Below are 15235 nucleotides of genomic sequence, written 5' to 3'. Positions count from 1 at the left end.
AAACCAGCGCACACTGACAAGTCAGATTCATGACAATTACCAGCTCGGACCGCATGTTTCAAACTTCTGCCAACTCGCCCCCGGCTGCGAGCGCCCCTGCCGCGGCTGCTGCCGTCCAGTTTCTGGACCGGGATCACAGCATCCTGGCTTTCAACGAGCGGGTGCTGGACTGGGCCAGGCGGCCCAACGTGCCGCTGCTGGAGCGGCTGCGCTTCCTGTGCATTGTTTCGTCCAACCTGGACGAGTTTTTCGAGGTGCGCGCCGCACTGCACCTGACGGCTGCGCTCAGTCAGGAGCAGAAGGCGCCGTACTCGACCGAGTCCTTCAAGACCCTGTCTGCCGCCGCCCACGACATGGTGGCGCGCCAGTACGCGCTGTACAACGACGAATTGATGCCGGAATTTGCGAAGCAGGGCATTCGGATCGTTTCCCACGGCGACCGCAGTGCGGCGCAGCGCCGCTGGGTCAAGGCCTACTTCGAGCGGGAGGTCAGGCCGCTGTTGATTCCGGTCGGACTGGACCCTTCGCACCCGTTTCCGCAGGTGGCCAACAAGTCGCTCAATTTCATTGTCCGGCTCGGCGGGCGCGATGCCTTCGGCCGCGAAAACGACATCGCGATCGTCAAGGTGCCGCGGGTATTGCCGCGCCTGATCCACATGCCCGACAAGGGCTCCCAGAAGAAGCTGCTGTTTGTCTCGCTGTCGAGCATCATCCGGGCGCACCTGGCCGACCTGTTCCCGGGCCGCGAAGTCGGGGAGTTTTCGCAGTTTCGCGTGACGCGTCATTCCGACCTGGCGGTGGATGAGGACGACGTCAAAAACCTGCGCACCGCACTGCGTCTGGGCCTGGAGCAGCGTCATTACGGGCAGGCGGTGCGGCTGGAGGTGTCGGCCGGTTGCTCCAAACACCTGTCGGACTTTCTGCTGACCCAGTTCAGCCTGCCGGAGGAAGCCTTGTACCGTGTGCACGGCCCGGTCAACCTGGTGCGCCTGACGCAGCTGGTGGACCTGGTCAATGACCCGAAGCTGCTTTTTCCGCCCTACAAGGCCTGTTACCCGACGCAGCTGGTGCCGGGGCAGTCGTTTTTCGAGCGGCTCAAGCTGGGCGACGTGTCCATCCACCAGCCTTTCGAGAGTTTTAACGGCGTGCTCGATTTCCTGCGCGAGGCGGTGAACGACCCGCAGGTGCTGGCCATCCGGCAGACCATTTACCGCACGGGGCCCGACTCCGAACTCATGGTCCTGCTGCGCGAGGCGGTGCGTCGCGGCAAGGAAGTCACGGTGGTGCTCGAGCTCAAGGCGCGCTTCGACGAGGAAGCCAACATCAACTGGGCCGAGATGCTGGAGTCGATCGGGGCGCAGGTGGTGTATGGCGTGGTCGGGCTCAAGACCCATGCCAAGATGCTGCTGGTGACGCGGCGTGAAGGACGCCAGCTGGTGCGTTATGCCCATCTTTCCACCGGCAACTACAACCCGAACACCGCGCGCCTGTACACCGATGTCAGTTACCTGACTGGCGACCCGGCGCTGACTGCTGAGATCGACAGCGTCTTCGGGCATCTGGCCAGCCAGAGCAAATTGCCCAAGCTGCAGCGCCTGCTGGTGGCGCCGTTTCAGCTGCAGCGCAAACTGATCGAAAAAATCGATGCGCTGGCGGAAGCCGCTGCGCTCGGCAAGGACGCGCGCCTGGTGGCCAAGATGAACGCGCTGACCGACGAGGGCCTGATGCTGGCCCTGGTCAGGGCAGGGCAGCGCGGCGTGAAAATTGACTTGGTGGTGCGCGGCGCCTGCATGCTGCCTGCCGGCGTTCCGGGGGTGACGGACAACATCCGCGTGCGTTCCATCATCGGACGCTTCCTGGAGCATTCACGCGTGTTCTATTTTCGCTGCGACGGGGAGGAAACCCTGTACCTGTCCAGCGCCGACTGGATGAACCGCAACATGCTGCGGCGCGTGGAGCTGGCCTGGTCGGTGACCGATCCCGTGCTGCGCCAGCGCATCATCGACGAATGCCTGGTCGCCTACCTGCATGACAGCCAGGACGCCTGGGACCTGCAGCCCGATGGAAGCTACCTGCGGGCCGGTGCATCGCCGCAGGGCAAGCAGCACGGTGCGCAGGCCGCGTTGATGGCCCGTTACTCGGCCGGTGCCGCCGCCGTGCAGGGTTAGACCGTAATGGACCTGATCCTGTGGCGTCATGCAGAGGCTGAAGAGTTGCCTGCCGGCGTGCAGAGCGGGAATGACCTCGAACGTTCACTGACGACTAGAGGCGAGAAGCAGGCGGCCCGCATGGCCGCCTGGCTGGACCGGCAGCTGCCTGAGCGGGCGCGCATCCTGGTGAGCCCGGCGCGCCGCTGCGAGCAGACGGCGCTGGCGCTGGGGCGCAAGTACAAAATCCGTGCAGAACTCGGGCCCGACGCGCCGCCGTCGCAATTGCTCGAGCTGGTGCAATGGCCGGTCAACAAGCTGCCGATCCTGGTGATCGGCCATCAGCCGACCCTGGGGCAAACCATCGCCCAGTTGCTGGGCCTGCAGGAAAGCGAATGCGCCGTGAAGAAGGGGGCGCTCTGGTGGCTGCGCACGCGTGAGCGCGAAGAGGGGTTGCAAACCGTGGTGGTCACGGTGCAATCACCCGAGTTGCTCTGAGCCACGCCTGCCGACTGGGCGGCGCTGATTCAGGAGGACTTTGTCGGGCGGCCGGTCTTGATCGTCGGCACATTGGCCAATGCCGCCAGAAAGGCGGCATCCTGCATGGCGGCCAGTGCCTTGATGCCGGCCCTGAGCAGTTCACTTTTTTTGACCGGCTGGGTCAACTTGGCAGCGCGCTGCTTGAGCTCGTCAAGCACCACATATTCGGCCTTGGGAATGGTGAAGCTGTCGCGTACCAGTTTGGGCTTTTTGACCTTGGCGGGCTTTTCCGGCGCGGTGGCTGACCCTGACGTGATTGCCTGTTTCTTGACGGGGCCGGTCGGGGCAACTGCTCTTTTTGCGGCCGGGGGCTTGGCCTTCGTGACGGGTCTTGCCGCTTGCCTGACGGGCGCCTTGCGGGAGGCGGTGCCGGCTTTCACCGGGAGGCCGGATTTTTTTGCAGTTGCCATGGGAATGCCTTTCGGAATAAACGGTATATACAGTTTATTCCGTTCCCGAAAAACAGGTCAAACCCCGGCCCGCAGGACTTCAGAGTCCTGCGAGCGCCAGGCTCCAGGGCGTTTTCTGCCAGGCCAGCACCTCTTCACGCAGCAGGTGCGCGGACTGGGGGAAAGCCTCGGCCCAGCCCGGCCGGCAGGCCAGCGAAAACTGCCGATTGCTGGCGCTGGCGATCTGCACGCCCTTGACGTCGGGGTCGCGGCGCGCGTGGCACAGGATCACCGCCAGCCGCAGGCAGAGCAGCTGCAGCACGAAAACTTCGTCCTCGAAATCTGCTTCCAGCTTGCGCAGCTTGCCGCGGTGGCCCAGCACCAGCAGGCTCAGGCGGTGCAGTTCCTGCAGGGTGAAGCCCGGTGCATCGGCGTTGTCCAGGATGTAGGCGCCGTGCTTGTGGTAATCGCTGTGCGAGATATGGCTGCCGATTTCATGCAGCAGGGCGGCCCAGTCGAGCTTGCGCTGGACACGCCCGAGTTCGGCCGGCGACAGGCCAGTGCTGGCTTGCGCGAAGAGGGTGCGGGCAACCTTGCTCACGCGCTGGGCCTGCGCGGTGTCGGTGTCGAACTTGTGGGTCAGCCGCTGCACGCTGGTCGAGCGCAGGTCGGTCGTTTCTTCCTCGCGATCGAGCAGGTCATACAGCACGCCATGGCGCAGGGCGCCCTGGGCGGTCTGCATCTGCTTGATGCCCATCAGCTCGAACACGGCGCGCAGCACGCTGACGCCGCCGCCAATCACGGCACGCCGGTCGTCCTTCATGCCCTCGAGCTTGAGACGCTCTGCGCTCTGGGCCTTGAGCAGGCGGTCCAGCAACCAGTCCAGCCCTTCGCGTGTAACCAGGCCCTGGGGCCAGCCCCCGGCCATCAGCACGTCGCTGACGGCACCCACGGTGCCCGACGAGCCGTAGGCCACATCCCAGCCGCCGCGGTAGAGGTTGGTGGCTTCGTCCAGCACCGCCTTGGCGGCCACCTCGGCCGTCTGGAAGGCCCGCGCAGTGAACTGGCCGTTGGGGAAATACTTCATGGACCAGCCCACGCTGCCGACGCGGTAGGACTCCATGGTCACCGCGTCCAGGCCCTTGCCCAGGATCATTTCGGTGGACCGGCCCCCGATGTCCACGACCAGGCGGCGTTCGCCGGACTGGGGCAGCAGGTGCGCCACGCCCTGGTAGATCAGGCGGGCTTCCTCGCGTCCGGAGATCACGTCGATGGGAAAGCCCAGCACCTTGTGGGCGCGCTGCAGAAAAACGTCGCGGTTGCGGGCTTCGCGCAGGGTCTGGGTGGCGACGGCGCGCACTTCCCCTTTCTTGAAGCCAGCGAGGCGCTCGCCAAACCGGGCCAGGCAGTCCCAGCCGCGCTGCATGGCTTCCGGCGTGAGGTTGCGCTCCTCATCCAGGCCGTTGCCCTGGCGCACGGTTTCCTTGAGGTATTCGGTACGGTGGATCTGGCCGTGATCGAGGCGGCCTATTTCGAGGCGGTAGCTGTTGGACCCAAGGTCCACGGCAGCCAGGCGGGTTCCATTTTGCATGTGTGAGTGATTGTTGGGGCGCAGCCAGCATAGCATTCACGCGGAACGCTGGTGCCGGGACAGGCATGGCGGCAAGGCCCCAGAAGGGCTACCTGCCGTCGGGGAAGCGACACAAACAGGCAGAATGCCGGGCACCTGTAACCGGGCTGTGAAACCCGGCCCAATCCTGGCCGCGGCCAGTGTCCGGTTGTGGGAGCGACGAATGCCCCGTTGGCAAAATTTAGCCCTGCTTTTTCATGCGATTGTCACGTACTTGTCACATTGAGCTTCTACAGTACAGCCTGTTGACCCGTTTATCCAACCGTAAGGAGCCACATGAAGCACAAGCGCAATTTCCTCAAAGCAATGGCCGTCGCTGCCTTTGCCACCTTGGGCATGGGTTCCGCCATGGCCGCCGACATCACCGGCGCCGGCGCGACCTTCCCTTTCCCCATTTATGCCAAATGGGCTGAAGCCTACAAAAAGGCCACCGGTGTCGGCCTGAACTACCAGTCCATCGGTTCGTCCGGTGGCATCCGCCAGATCCGCGCCAAGACGGTCGCTTTCGGCGCGTCTGACGCCCCCGTGCCGGGCGCCGACCTGGACAAGGACGGCATGGTCCAGTTTCCCGCCATCATCGGCGGCACCGTCCCCGTGATCAACCTCGAAGGCTTCAAGCCCGGCGAACTGCGTGTCACCGGCCCCGTGCTGGCCGAGATGTTCCTGGGCAAGGTTGTCAAGTGGAACGACCCGAAGCTGGTGGCCCTGAACCCCGGCAAGACCCTGCCTGACCAGAACATCACCGTGGTGCACCGCGCTGACGGCTCCGGCACCACCTTCAACTGGACCGACTATCTGACGGCGGTCAGCAAGGATTGGGCTGACACTGTGGGCAAGGGTGCAGCAGTCAAGTGGCCTGCACCATCCTCCGTCGGCGGCAAGGGTAACGAAGGCGTCGCCGCCAACGTGAATCGTGTCAAGGGCGCGCTGGGTTATGTGGAATACGCCTACGTGAAAAAGAACAACATGAACTTCCTGCAGTTGCAGAACGCCGACGGCAAGTATGTGAGCCCGGATGACTCCGCGTTTGCCGCAGCTGCAGCCGGCGCCGACTGGTTCAGCGTACCCGGCATGGGCATCTCCATGGTTAACGCCAAGGGCGCACAGAGCTGGCCCGTGAGCACGGCATCCTTCATCCTGATGTACAAGGACCCAGCCGACAAGGCCCAGTCCGCCGAAGTGTTAAAGTTCTTCGACTGGGCCTTCAAGAATGGCAAAGGCATGGCTGCTGAGCTCGACTACGTGCCGCTCCCCGACGCGCTGACCGCCCAGATCCGCACCAAAGTGTGGTCGCAGATCGCGAAGTGAGTTGAACTGATTCTGAAATGACATCCGCCGTCCGGGAAGTCCGGCCGGCGGATGTCGGTTTGTCAGATTGGATGACCTCACATGGGAGTCAAAATGAGCGTGGAAATCACCATGAATCCGCTAAATGCGCCTGTCGAGACCGCTAACCCCAACATGGCCACGATCGCCAGGCGGCAACGCTTCCAGGACGTCCTGTTTCACCGCGTCACCCAGAGCTTTTCGCTGCTGGTGCTGATCGCCCTGGTGGGTATCATCGTTTCCCTGTTTATCAACGCCTGGCCGACCTTCCAGAAGTTCGGCTTCAACTTCATCTGGCGCGTTGAGTGGGACATCATCAACGAAGAATTCGGCGCGGCGATCGCCATCGTCGGCACCATCGCCAGTGCCGGGTTGGCCATGCTGATTGCGGTACCGCTGGCATTCGGCATCGCACTGTTCCTCACGGAAACCTGTCCTGTCTGGCTGCGTCGCCCCTTGGGAACCGCGGTGGAGCTATTGGCGGCGGTGCCTTCCATTATTTACGGCATGTTCGGCCTGTTTGTGTTTGCGCCCGTTTTTGCAGACTACTTTCAGGTGCCGGTGCAGAAAGTGCTGGGCGGCATGCCGCTGGTGGGCTTCCTGTTTGGCGGCAGTACCAACGGGTTCGGTATCCTGGCCGCCGGCATTGTGCTGGCCTTCATGGTGCTGCCATTCGTGGCGGCGGTGATGCGCGACGTGTTCGAGATCGTGCCGCCCATCCTGCGCGAATCGGCTTACGGTCTGGGATGCACCACCTGGGAAGTGGTCAGCCGGATTGTCCTGCCTTACACGCAGAAGGGCGTTATTGGCGGGATCATGCTTGGCCTGGGCCGTGCTCTGGGTGAGACCATGGCGGTGACCTTTGTGATCGGCAATGCCAACCGCATGCCCACCTCGCTGTTTTCGCCGGGCACATCGATTGCATCCACGCTGGCCAACGAATTCGGAGAAGCGGCCGACTTCCATCTCTCCACACTGTTTGCGCTGGGTTTTCTGCTCTTCGTCATCACCTTCATCGTGCTTTCGCTCGCCAAGATACTGATGTTGCGCGCCGAAAAGGCCAAGGGCCTCTGAGCCGCTCTGCCTCACTCCAACAAATCGGGAAGCCCTGATGAAATTCAACCAACAACTCTACACAAGCCGCAGGCGCTCCAATGCCATCGGTCTGACGCTTTCCATGGGCGCCATGGTGCTCGGTCTGGTCGTGTTGCTGTGGATCCTGAGCGTGCTGTTCGCCAACGGCTTTGCTGCGCTGGACTGGAACATGTTCACCCAGTCCACGCCCGCGCCGGGCAGCGAAGGCGGGGGCCTGGCCAATGCCATCGTCGGCAGCCTGATGATGGTCGGCTTCGCGGTGCTGGTGTCCACGCCCATCGGCGTTTTCGCCGGCGTGTACCTGGCCGAGTACGGCGATCAGAGCAAGACAGCTGAACTGACGCGTTTTGTCACGGACATCATGCTTTCCGCACCGTCTATCGTGCTGGGGCTGTTTGTATATGCCATCGCAGTGGCCACTGTGGGCAATTTTTCCGGTTGGGCGGGTAGCCTGGCGCTGTCGCTGATCGCGGTGCCGGTGGTGGTGCGCACCACCGAAAACATGATGCGCCTGGTGCCCGGCAGTTTGCGTGAAGCGGCCTTTGCGCTTGGCGCCCCCCGCTGGAAAGTGGCCACGCTGGTTACCTTGCGGGCGGCCAAGAGCGGCGTCATGACAGGCCTGCTGCTGGCGGTTGCGCGCATGAGTGGGGAGACCGCACCATTGCTGTTTACTGCCCTCAACAATCAGTTTTTCAGCACCGACATGGGCGCGCCCATGGCCAATCTGCCGGTGGTGATCTTCCAGTTTGCGCTCAGTCCCTACGACAACTGGATACGTCTGGCTTGGGGCGGCGCATTGCTAATCACCCTGTCGGTACTCGTTCTCAACATCGTGGCACGCGTGTTCCTGCGTGAAAAGGCGCCGGGTTAACGCCGCCGTCCCCTTGCTCAAAACATCTGACTTTTTCAAGACCCGGAACCCACCATGCCCGATAACCCAGCCGCCGTGCAAACCAAAAAAAACGCCCTTGAGCTGCGCAAGCTCCACTTCTTCTACGGTAAATTTCAGGGCCTCAAGAACGTCAACCTCGATATCGAGGAACGCAAGGTGACGGCTTTCATCGGCCCGTCGGGTTGCGGCAAGTCCACGCTGCTACGCACGCTCAATCGCATGTACAGCCTTTACCCGGGCCAACGCGCCGAAGGCCAGATCAATTTCTACGGCCAGAACATCCTGGATGCTAAACAGGACATCAACCTCTTGCGCGCGCGCATCGGCATGGTGTTCCAGAAGCCCACGCCGTTCCCGATGTCGATCTACGACAACATCGCCTTTGGCGTGAAACTCTATGAAAACCTGAGCAAGGGCGAAATGGATGATCGCGTGGAGTGGGCCTTGTCCAAGGCGGCGCTGTGGAACGAGGTCAAGGACAAGCTCAGCCAGAGTGGCCTGTCCCTGTCCGGCGGCCAGCAGCAGCGACTTTGCATCGCGCGCAGCGTGGCGGTCAAGCCTTCGGTGCTCCTGCTTGATGAACCCACATCCGCGCTGGACCCGATCTCCACGGGCAAGGTGGAGGAGTTGGTGCATGAACTGAAGCAGGACTACACCATTGCCATCGTCACCCACAACATGCAGCAGGCGGCGCGTTGCAGCGACTACACCGCGTACATGTACCTTGGCGAACTTATCGAGTTTGGCGAGACCGACCAGATATTCCTCAAGCCAAAACGGCAGGAAACTGAAGATTACATTACAGGAAGGTTTGGTTGATCATGAGTGACAAACATCTGTCCAGCCAGTTCGACAGCGAACTGACAAGCGTCTCATCCCGCGTCATGGAAATGGGCGGGCTGGTTGAGTCCCAGATTCGCACTGCGGTTTATGCACTCGCCCAGTTCAGTGCCGAAGCTGCAACTGAAGTCACCGACATGGAGTCTCGCGTCAATGCCATGGAGATAGATATCGACAAGGAGCTGTCTTCCATCATCGCGCGCCGCCAGCCCACGGCCCGCGACCTGCGCCTGCTGATCGCCATTTCCAAAACCACCGCGAATCTCGAGCGTGCCGGAGATGAGGCAGAAAAGATCGCACGCATGGTGCGCTCCATCATCGACAGCGGCGCCACGCGCACCTTGCCGTCGTCCGAGCTGCGCATCGCTGCCGACCTGGCTTCCGGCCTGCTTCGCAAGGCGCTGGATGCGTTTGCCCGGCTCGATGTCAATGTGGCCGTGTCCATCCTCAAGGAAGACGACGCCATCGACAAGGAGTTTGACGGTTTCGTGCGAAAGCTGATCACCTACATGATGGAAGATCCCCGCACTATTTCGTCCAGCCTGGACCTGCTGTTCGTGGCCAAGGCCATAGAACGTATCGGCGACCACGCGAAAAATATCGCGGAGTTCATCATTTACGTGGTCAAGGGCGCCGACGTACGCCACACCTCCATGGAGGCGATAGAGTCCGTGGTCCGCTGACCATGGACCGCTGCATATGAAGACTGTACCGCGCGTATTGGTGGTGGAAGACGAGCCGGCGATTGCCGAGCTCGTCGCCGTCAACCTCAGGCACAACGGCTTCCAGCCCATCTGGGCGGCCGACGGCGATGCTGCCCAGCGCGAGCTCGATGCCGTGTTGCCAGATGTCATCCTGCTGGACTGGATGCTGCCTGGCCACAGCGGTCTGCAGCTGGCCAAGAAATGGCGCGCCAGCGCGCGCACCAAGGCCATCCCCATCCTGATGATCACGGCCAGGGGCGACGAGCCGGACAAGATCGCCGGGCTCGACGCCGGTGCGGACGACTACATCACCAAACCTTTTTCCACCCAGGAGTTGCTGGCCCGCATTCGCGCCGTGCTCAGGCGGCGTGCACCCGAGACAATGAATGACAGTGTGACGGTGGGCGCCCTGGTGCTCGATGCCGCCACACACCGCATTTCTTTTGAGAGCGAAGAGCTCAAGCTGGGGCCGACGGAGTTCAAGCTGCTGCACTACCTGATGAAACATGTGGAGCGCGTTCACAGCCGGGGCCAGTTGCTCGACAAGGTCTGGGGTGACCACGTGTTCATTGAGGAGCGGACGGTGGATGTCCATGTCAAGCGCCTGCGCGAAGCCCTGGGCCCCGCCGGTGCGCTGGTGGAAACAGTGCGAGGCGCGGGCTACCGGCTGACCGCTCGTCCCCGAACCTCATGAGGGATTGTTTTTCCCCCACAATCCGCGCATGACGTGGCGTCTTTTCCGCTTCTTCCTTTTTCAGCTGGCAGGCGCATTGCTGGGCCGGTTCCTGTTTCGCGGCAGCAGCCCTACGCAGGGCGCCATCCTGGGCCTGCTGGCTGCGAGTTTGTTGTGGGTGCTGATAGACCTGCGGCGCGGTGCCCGCCTGCTGCTTTGGCTCAAACGCGGCGAGACGGCTGTTCCGGCCAGGGTTGATGGCCTGTGGGGTGAAGTGGCCGACCGGACCTGGCGGCTGATCAGGGCGCGGGAGCAGAAAGCGGCAGACAGCGAGGCGCGGCTGCAGGAATTCCTTGCCGCCATTCAGGCTTCCCCGAACGGGGTGATCTTGCTCGACAAAAACAACCGCATTGAGTGGTGCAACGAGACCGCTGCGGTCCATTTCGGCTTCGACCCGAAAAAGGATGTCATGCAGCATGTCGGCAATCTGCTGCGGGACCCTCATTTTGCGGGCTACCTGGCGAGCGACGACTTCCTGCACGAAATCGTCATCATCGGTCCGCGCAGCACGGCCAGCCGGCCCGTCAGGCTGGCTGTGCATTTGCATCGTTACGGCGAAGGTCGCAAGTTGCTGCTGTCGCGTGACGTCACAGCGCTGGAACAGGCAGAAACCATGCGTCGCGATTTCGTGGCCAACGTGTCGCACGAAATCCGCACGCCACTGACCGTGCTCACAGGTTTTGTGGAAACTCTGCAGACCCTGCCGCTCGATGACGAGGAGCGCGCCCGTTACCTCGCCCTGATGGCCAGGCAGGCTGAGCGCATGCAGACGCTGGTCAACGACCTGCTGACGCTGTCGCGGCTGGAGGGTAGTCCGCCACCGGGAAGCAGTGAATGGGTATCCGTGCGTGCCCTGCTGACCCTGTGCGAGCAGGAAGGGCGCGCCTTGTCGGTCCTGCTTACCGACGGAAACGGGAAAAAGCATGACTTGCGGGTGGAAGATGCGGCAGACGAGGAGATCGCCGGTTCGCAGGCGGAGTTGCTCAGTGCGATGTCCAACCTGCTCAATAACGCGGTTCGCTACACGCCGGCGGGTGGCCGCATCGAGGTCGGGTGGCAGACGCTGCCGGACGGGCGTGCCGAGTTTTTCGTCAAGGATTCCGGGCCAGGCATCGCGCCTGGGCACATCCCGCGCCTGACCGAGCGCTTCTATCGGGTCGACAGCAGCCGCTCACGCGAAACCGGTGGCACCGGGCTGGGCCTGGCGATTGTCAAACACGTCACGCAGCGTCATGGCGCCGAACTCCGCATCGAGAGCCAGCCCGGCCAGGGTTCGCGCTTTTCCATCGTTTTTCCCGCCGGCCGGGTGCGCCAGCTTCAACCCGTTTGATTCCTCCGGCTGGTGCGGCCTTGACCGGCTGTGTCAGACCGTGGAGACGATCTCGACATCGTTGGCGTAGACGTCGACCCGCTTGTCGTACAGGGGGATGGTGGTGCCGTTGACCCGGTTGCTGACCAGCTTGCCGAGGTCCACGTCGGCAATCACGATCTGCTCCATGTTGGGCACACCCTCGGCAGCGATGCCGTCCCGCGCGAAGGGAAAGTCGGACGGGGTGATGATCGCGGCCTGGCCAAAATGAAGACCCAGACCCTCGACGGCGAGATTTCCCACGGTGCCGGTCACGGCAACGTAGACCTGGTTCTCGATGGCGCGCGCATGGCAGCAGTAGCGCACACGCCAGAAACCTTGCCTGTCGTCGGTGCAGGAAGGCACGAAAATGATGTCGGCCCCCTGTTCGCACACCTTTCTCGAGAGTTCGGGAAATTCGATGTCGTAGCAGATGAGGATGCTGATGCGACCGTACGGTGTTTCAAACACCTTCAGTTCGTTGCCCGGGTCCCCCTTCCACTTTTCCTTTTCCCAGCGCGTCAGATGGATCTTGTCCTGGGTGAACACCTTGCCGCCGGGCGTGAAAAGATAGGCGGTATTGAGCAGGCGTCCGTTGGTGATGGTGGGGTGGCTGCCGCCGATGATGTGAACACCCCAATGCGCCGCCAGCTCGGTGAACAGCGCGACGTAGCGGCCGGTGTAGCTGTCCATTTCCCGCACGGCGCTGCGCAGGTCGCTGGTGTCCATGAAGGACAGCAGCTGGGTGGTGAAGATTTCCGGGAACATCACGAATTGGGGCTTGTAGTCGCCGGCCGCTTTCATCACGAATCGGACCTGGTTTTCAAAACCATCCCAGTCGCTGATGGCGCGCAACAGGTACTGCACCGCCGCGATGCGCACCGTGGTCTGCTGGGGTTTGTGCGCGGGTTCGCGCGCGAGATCGGTGCTGCTCATGCTGTTGCCTCCTGCTGCAGAGCCGCGGCCAGCTGCAATGCGGGTGTTCGCGCTGGGTCGTAGTCCGGGTTGACCCAGGCGATCAGTGCGGCATGACCGAGAGAGTCGCTGTCTTCGGGCAGGTAATTTTCCATGATGCCGCAGTAGCGGAATCCCTCACGCAGCTGAAAGCTCAGAACGGGGTCCACGAAATCGCCCCACAGCGTTTTTTTGGCGTAGAGCTCTATCGACATCTGCTGCGCCACGACGCTGTACCCCGGCAGTCTGCCGCAGGCAATGATTCGCCGGAGGTTGAGTTGCCGGCAAATGCGGCGCCGGCCTTCGTACAGGGCGTGGCCTACGCGTTTGCCGCGCAGGCGCGGGTCGACAAAAACCTCCGCGCCGTACAAGGTGAACCCCGCCGGGTTGTGTGTGTCGAAGGTGCCGGCGGCGGTGATCTGGGACCAGGTATGTTCGTCTGCCCATTCGTCCCAGGCAATCACCAGCGCGCTGGCGCAGCCGACAATGCGCTGGTCCAGCGTGGCGACCAGCTGTCCTTCGGGGAACAGGTCCAGCTGGTGGGCCAGTTGATCGCGCCGCCAGGGGGCAATGGTGGGATAGACATGGGCCTGTAGTTTCAGCAAGGCGTCAATGTCCGCGGGAGAGGTCGAACGAACGGATAGTTTGGTCATGCACCATTTTTCTCCTGCGTCAACGCCTTCGCCAGAGCTTGTTGACGCAAGCGGCCGTAGGAGAAGGGCTGCATTGCCCGCACCGTGTCCGGCGCATATCCTTCCGGCGCGGGGCGGAAGACCGCTTACGGTCGCTGGCGGGCCGGTGCCGTGCCCGGGTCTGCCGCCTGGCCGGCAGCCGCCACGCTGACTCTTTTGTACAGTGCCACGTTTTCGTTTTTGTCGGTGGGCCGGCGCAGGGTGGCCAGGTAGGCCCACTCGGGCATGTCCACGGTCCCGCTGAGCGCGCCCTGGGCGTCGGCATCGACCACCAGGTAGGGGCAGACGGCTTTGGCGCCAGCCCGGCGCAGTTCCATGTGACCGTGGTACTGGAAGGCGGCGACCTGGGCGCTGTTCAGGCCGTACACCTCGACGCAGGCACCGGGCTCCACGCGTGCTGCGACCTGACGCGATAGCGGCGCGTAGCTGCGGGCGTAGTCGAGCAGGGGCAGCCACAGCGTCATCAGCAGCAGCCAACACAGCGTGGCGCCGCCGGCGGGCAGCACCATGGATTTCCACACTGCCGCGCGCTGGCGGCCGGCCCGCCACTTGACCAGCCAAGCCCAGGCCAGGGTGGCCAGCGCGGCGGCCAGAAAGGCCAGCCACGAAAAGCTGGGCTCAAAGCCAGGCGCCAGCTTGGCGACGTTCGCGGCAGGCTGCCTGGGCATGCCGGTCTGCATGGCAATCCAGATCACCCAGATGATGATGGCGCAGCCGGTGAAAAACAGCAGTGTGAACCAGTCAATCAGCGAGGCCACGCTGCGCTTGAGGGTGGGCAGGGCAAAGGCCGCCAGGGCCGCCAGCGGTGGCAGGCTCAGCAGCAGGCTGCGGTCCGACGCGGTGGTGGTCACCGTGGCGGCCAGCGCCACCAGCGCAAACCACAGCGGCAGGGCCACGTGCCGGCTGGTCAGCTGCCGGCGCCAGCGCCACAGGGTCCAGGCGGCCAGCGGCCAGGTGGGCCAGGTGAACCAGATCAGCAGGCGCGCCACGCTGCGCCATTCCTTGCGATCTGCCGGGCTTTCCAGGCCGGGAATTTCGATGCGCCACCGCCAGAGATCCAGCCCCCAGGACAGAGCGGCCACCGCCAGGGTCAGGGTCCCGGTCAGAAGTACCCAGCGCCAGGCGTGGGCCGGGTTGTTATCGGGGCGGGTGCTTTGCGCGCGGCCCAGCGCCACCAAAGTGCTGCCCGTCCCAAGGAGGGCGGCCACCGCCGGGGCGCCGCTCAGGGCCAGGCCGGCCAGGCCGACCACCAGCCCGAGCGCCGGTCCCATCACTTTCCAGGCGTTGCGGTAGGCGCTGGCCGCCACGGCGTAAAAAACCAGTGCCGTGAAACCGAGCTGCGCCAGCGCGGGGGTGGTTTCATGCGAGAGCTGGGCCAGGCCCAGGCTGGCGATCAGGGCCAGCAGGGCGGCATCGGCAATGGCCCGGGCGTAGTCGACCGGGCTGGCTTCCCCGCCAAAGGCAAACGCCACCGGCTGGGCCTGCGGGCTGCGCGCCAGGTAATAGACGGCGTACCAGGTGCACAGCAGCGTCAGCGCCAGCAGCAGGCCGAACGGTATCCGCGCCGCAAAAGCCGGGTCGAGAAAGGGCAGGGCCTTGATCGCCAATGCGCCCATCCAGTAGGGCGCGAGCGCTTCAAACTCGCCGACCTGCCCCAGCAGCAGTGGATGCAGCCAGCTGGTGTTGCCGGCGGCCAGTTCGCGCATCGTGCCGAAGGCCGCAATGTCGGCGTTTTTCCAGGGCCCGCGGCCCAGGAAGCCGGGCAGGATATAGGCCACGCAGAACAGCAGCAGCGCCAGCCGGGGCAACCGGCGAACCGCGGACTGGGCAATGATGGCGGGCGAGGGTTTGTTCAAGGGAAGTCAGGCTGGGCGAAAGGCCCGATTTTGGGGCAAAAAAAAGCAGCCTGACGTTCAGGCTGCTTTTTCGTGTGGCCGGAGCAGTT

At 63.4% G+C, this 15235-nt stretch carries 14 protein-coding genes; 9 read left to right on the top strand and 5 right to left on the bottom strand.

Translation table 11 applies throughout. From position 1 onward, the window contains the following. The first annotated feature begins 53 nt into the window (after positions 1–53). Together ppk1 and PSV40_RS03485 are read left to right on the top strand one after the other, a co-directional pair. Positions 54–2168, top strand: a complete 2115-nt coding sequence (gene ppk1, locus PSV40_RS03490; protein WP_300534302.1) for a polyphosphate kinase 1 — start codon at positions 54–56, stop codon at positions 2166–2168. A gap of 6 nt (positions 2169–2174) precedes the next feature. Beyond that, positions 2175–2645, top strand: coding sequence for a histidine phosphatase family protein (locus PSV40_RS03485; protein ID WP_300534232.1), 471 nt, complete (start codon positions 2175–2177; stop codon positions 2643–2645). A gap of 29 nt (positions 2646–2674) precedes the next feature. Here the strand turns inward: PSV40_RS03485 and PSV40_RS03480 are convergent, their stop codons facing one another. Then, entirely contained in the window at positions 2675–3097 is a 423-nt protein-coding gene (locus tag PSV40_RS03480; RefSeq protein WP_300534229.1) for a hypothetical protein, read from the bottom strand. Positions 3098–3176: 79 nt separating this feature from the next. After that, positions 3177–4667: an exopolyphosphatase gene (gene ppx / locus PSV40_RS03475; protein ID WP_300534228.1), complete on the bottom strand. Its 1491-nt coding sequence runs from the start codon at positions 4665–4667 to the stop codon at positions 3177–3179. A gap of 315 nt (positions 4668–4982) precedes the next feature. Between ppx and pstS the strand changes: the two genes are divergently transcribed. The 7 genes from pstS to phoR all read left to right on the top strand — a co-directional run bounded on the left by pstS (position 4983) and on the right by phoR (position 11626). Then, positions 4983–6014, top strand: coding sequence for a phosphate ABC transporter substrate-binding protein PstS (pstS, locus tag PSV40_RS03470; protein WP_300534226.1), 1032 nt, complete (start codon positions 4983–4985; stop codon positions 6012–6014). 111 nt (positions 6015–6125) lie between these two features. Next, positions 6126–7106 (top strand): phosphate ABC transporter permease subunit PstC, encoded by a 981-nt coding sequence (gene pstC / locus PSV40_RS03465; protein ID WP_300534223.1) that lies wholly within the window; start codon positions 6126–6128, stop codon positions 7104–7106. Positions 7107–7143: 37 nt separating this feature from the next. After that, on the top strand, positions 7144–7998 hold the full coding sequence (gene pstA / locus PSV40_RS03460; RefSeq protein ID WP_300534221.1) for a phosphate ABC transporter permease PstA: 855 nt from the start codon (positions 7144–7146) through the stop codon (positions 7996–7998). 54 nt (positions 7999–8052) lie between these two features. Continuing rightward, a complete protein-coding gene (pstB, locus tag PSV40_RS03455) occupies positions 8053–8838 on the top strand; it encodes a phosphate ABC transporter ATP-binding protein PstB (RefSeq protein ID WP_300534219.1) in 786 nt (261 codons plus the stop codon). A 2-nt stretch (positions 8839–8840) separates the two neighbouring features. After that, positions 8841–9542, top strand: a complete 702-nt coding sequence (gene phoU / locus PSV40_RS03450; RefSeq protein ID WP_300534216.1) for a phosphate signaling complex protein PhoU — start codon at positions 8841–8843, stop codon at positions 9540–9542. A 16-nt stretch (positions 9543–9558) separates the two neighbouring features. Next, complete coding sequence (gene phoB / locus PSV40_RS03445) at positions 9559–10257, top strand: phosphate regulon transcriptional regulator PhoB (RefSeq protein WP_300534213.1); 699 nt, start codon at positions 9559–9561, stop codon at positions 10255–10257. A gap of 28 nt (positions 10258–10285) precedes the next feature. After that, positions 10286–11626 carry a phosphate regulon sensor histidine kinase PhoR gene (gene phoR / locus PSV40_RS03440; RefSeq protein WP_300534210.1) on the top strand — a complete coding sequence of 447 codons (1341 nt, stop codon included), beginning with the start codon at positions 10286–10288 and terminating at the stop codon, positions 11624–11626. A 33-nt stretch (positions 11627–11659) separates the two neighbouring features. On the opposite strand, the gene PSV40_RS03435 is transcribed toward phoR, so the two are convergent. From PSV40_RS03435 to PSV40_RS03425, 3 genes are all read right to left on the bottom strand, one after another. Continuing rightward, positions 11660–12580, bottom strand: coding sequence for a carbon-nitrogen hydrolase family protein (locus PSV40_RS03435; protein ID WP_300534207.1), 921 nt, complete (start codon positions 12578–12580; stop codon positions 11660–11662). Further along, on the bottom strand, positions 12577–13251 hold the full coding sequence (locus PSV40_RS03430; protein ID WP_300534205.1) for a GNAT family N-acetyltransferase: 675 nt from the start codon (positions 13249–13251) through the stop codon (positions 12577–12579). The genes PSV40_RS03435 and PSV40_RS03430 overlap by 4 nt, the downstream gene beginning before the upstream one ends. Before the next feature lie 125 nt (positions 13252–13376). Beyond that, positions 13377–15146 carry a hypothetical protein gene (locus tag PSV40_RS03425; RefSeq protein ID WP_300534203.1) on the bottom strand — a complete coding sequence of 590 codons (1770 nt, stop codon included), beginning with the start codon at positions 15144–15146 and terminating at the stop codon, positions 13377–13379. Positions 15147–15235 lie beyond the last annotated feature (89 nt).

The sequence above is a fragment of the Polaromonas sp. genome, assembly GCF_029945925.1.
In the GTDB taxonomy this organism is placed as follows: Bacteria; Pseudomonadota; Gammaproteobacteria; order Burkholderiales; family Burkholderiaceae_C; genus Polaromonas.
Note: the sequence above shows the minus strand (reverse complement) of the source record. Positions and strands in the feature narration are given on the sequence as shown.

Bases quoted from the DNA above. Each gene is read 5' to 3' on its own strand.
- ppk1 (WP_300534302.1), top strand. From the start codon at position 54: ATGTTTCAAACTTCTGCCAACTCGCCCCCGGCTGCGAGCGCCCCTGCC.
- pstC (WP_300534223.1), top strand. From the start codon at position 6,126: ATGAATCCGCTAAATGCGCCTGTCGAGACCGCTAACCCCAACATGGCC.
- PSV40_RS03480 (WP_300534229.1), bottom strand. From the start codon at position 3,097: ATGGCAACTGCAAAAAAATCCGGCCTCCCGGTGAAAGCCGGCACCGCC.
- ppx (WP_300534228.1), bottom strand. From the start codon at position 4,667: ATGCAAAATGGAACCCGCCTGGCTGCCGTGGACCTTGGGTCCAACAGC.
- PSV40_RS03435 (WP_300534207.1), bottom strand. From the start codon at position 12,580: ATGAGCAGCACCGATCTCGCGCGCGAACCCGCGCACAAACCCCAGCAG.
- phoU (WP_300534216.1), top strand. From the start codon at position 8,841: ATGAGTGACAAACATCTGTCCAGCCAGTTCGACAGCGAACTGACAAGC.
- phoB (WP_300534213.1), top strand. From the start codon at position 9,559: ATGAAGACTGTACCGCGCGTATTGGTGGTGGAAGACGAGCCGGCGATT.
- PSV40_RS03430 (WP_300534205.1), bottom strand. From the start codon at position 13,251: ATGACCAAACTATCCGTTCGTTCGACCTCTCCCGCGGACATTGACGCC.
- pstB (WP_300534219.1), top strand. From the start codon at position 8,053: ATGCCCGATAACCCAGCCGCCGTGCAAACCAAAAAAAACGCCCTTGAG.
- pstA (WP_300534221.1), top strand. From the start codon at position 7,144: ATGAAATTCAACCAACAACTCTACACAAGCCGCAGGCGCTCCAATGCC.
- pstS (WP_300534226.1), top strand. From the start codon at position 4,983: ATGAAGCACAAGCGCAATTTCCTCAAAGCAATGGCCGTCGCTGCCTTT.
- phoR (WP_300534210.1), top strand. From the start codon at position 10,286: ATGACGTGGCGTCTTTTCCGCTTCTTCCTTTTTCAGCTGGCAGGCGCA.
- PSV40_RS03485 (WP_300534232.1), top strand. From the start codon at position 2,175: ATGGACCTGATCCTGTGGCGTCATGCAGAGGCTGAAGAGTTGCCTGCC.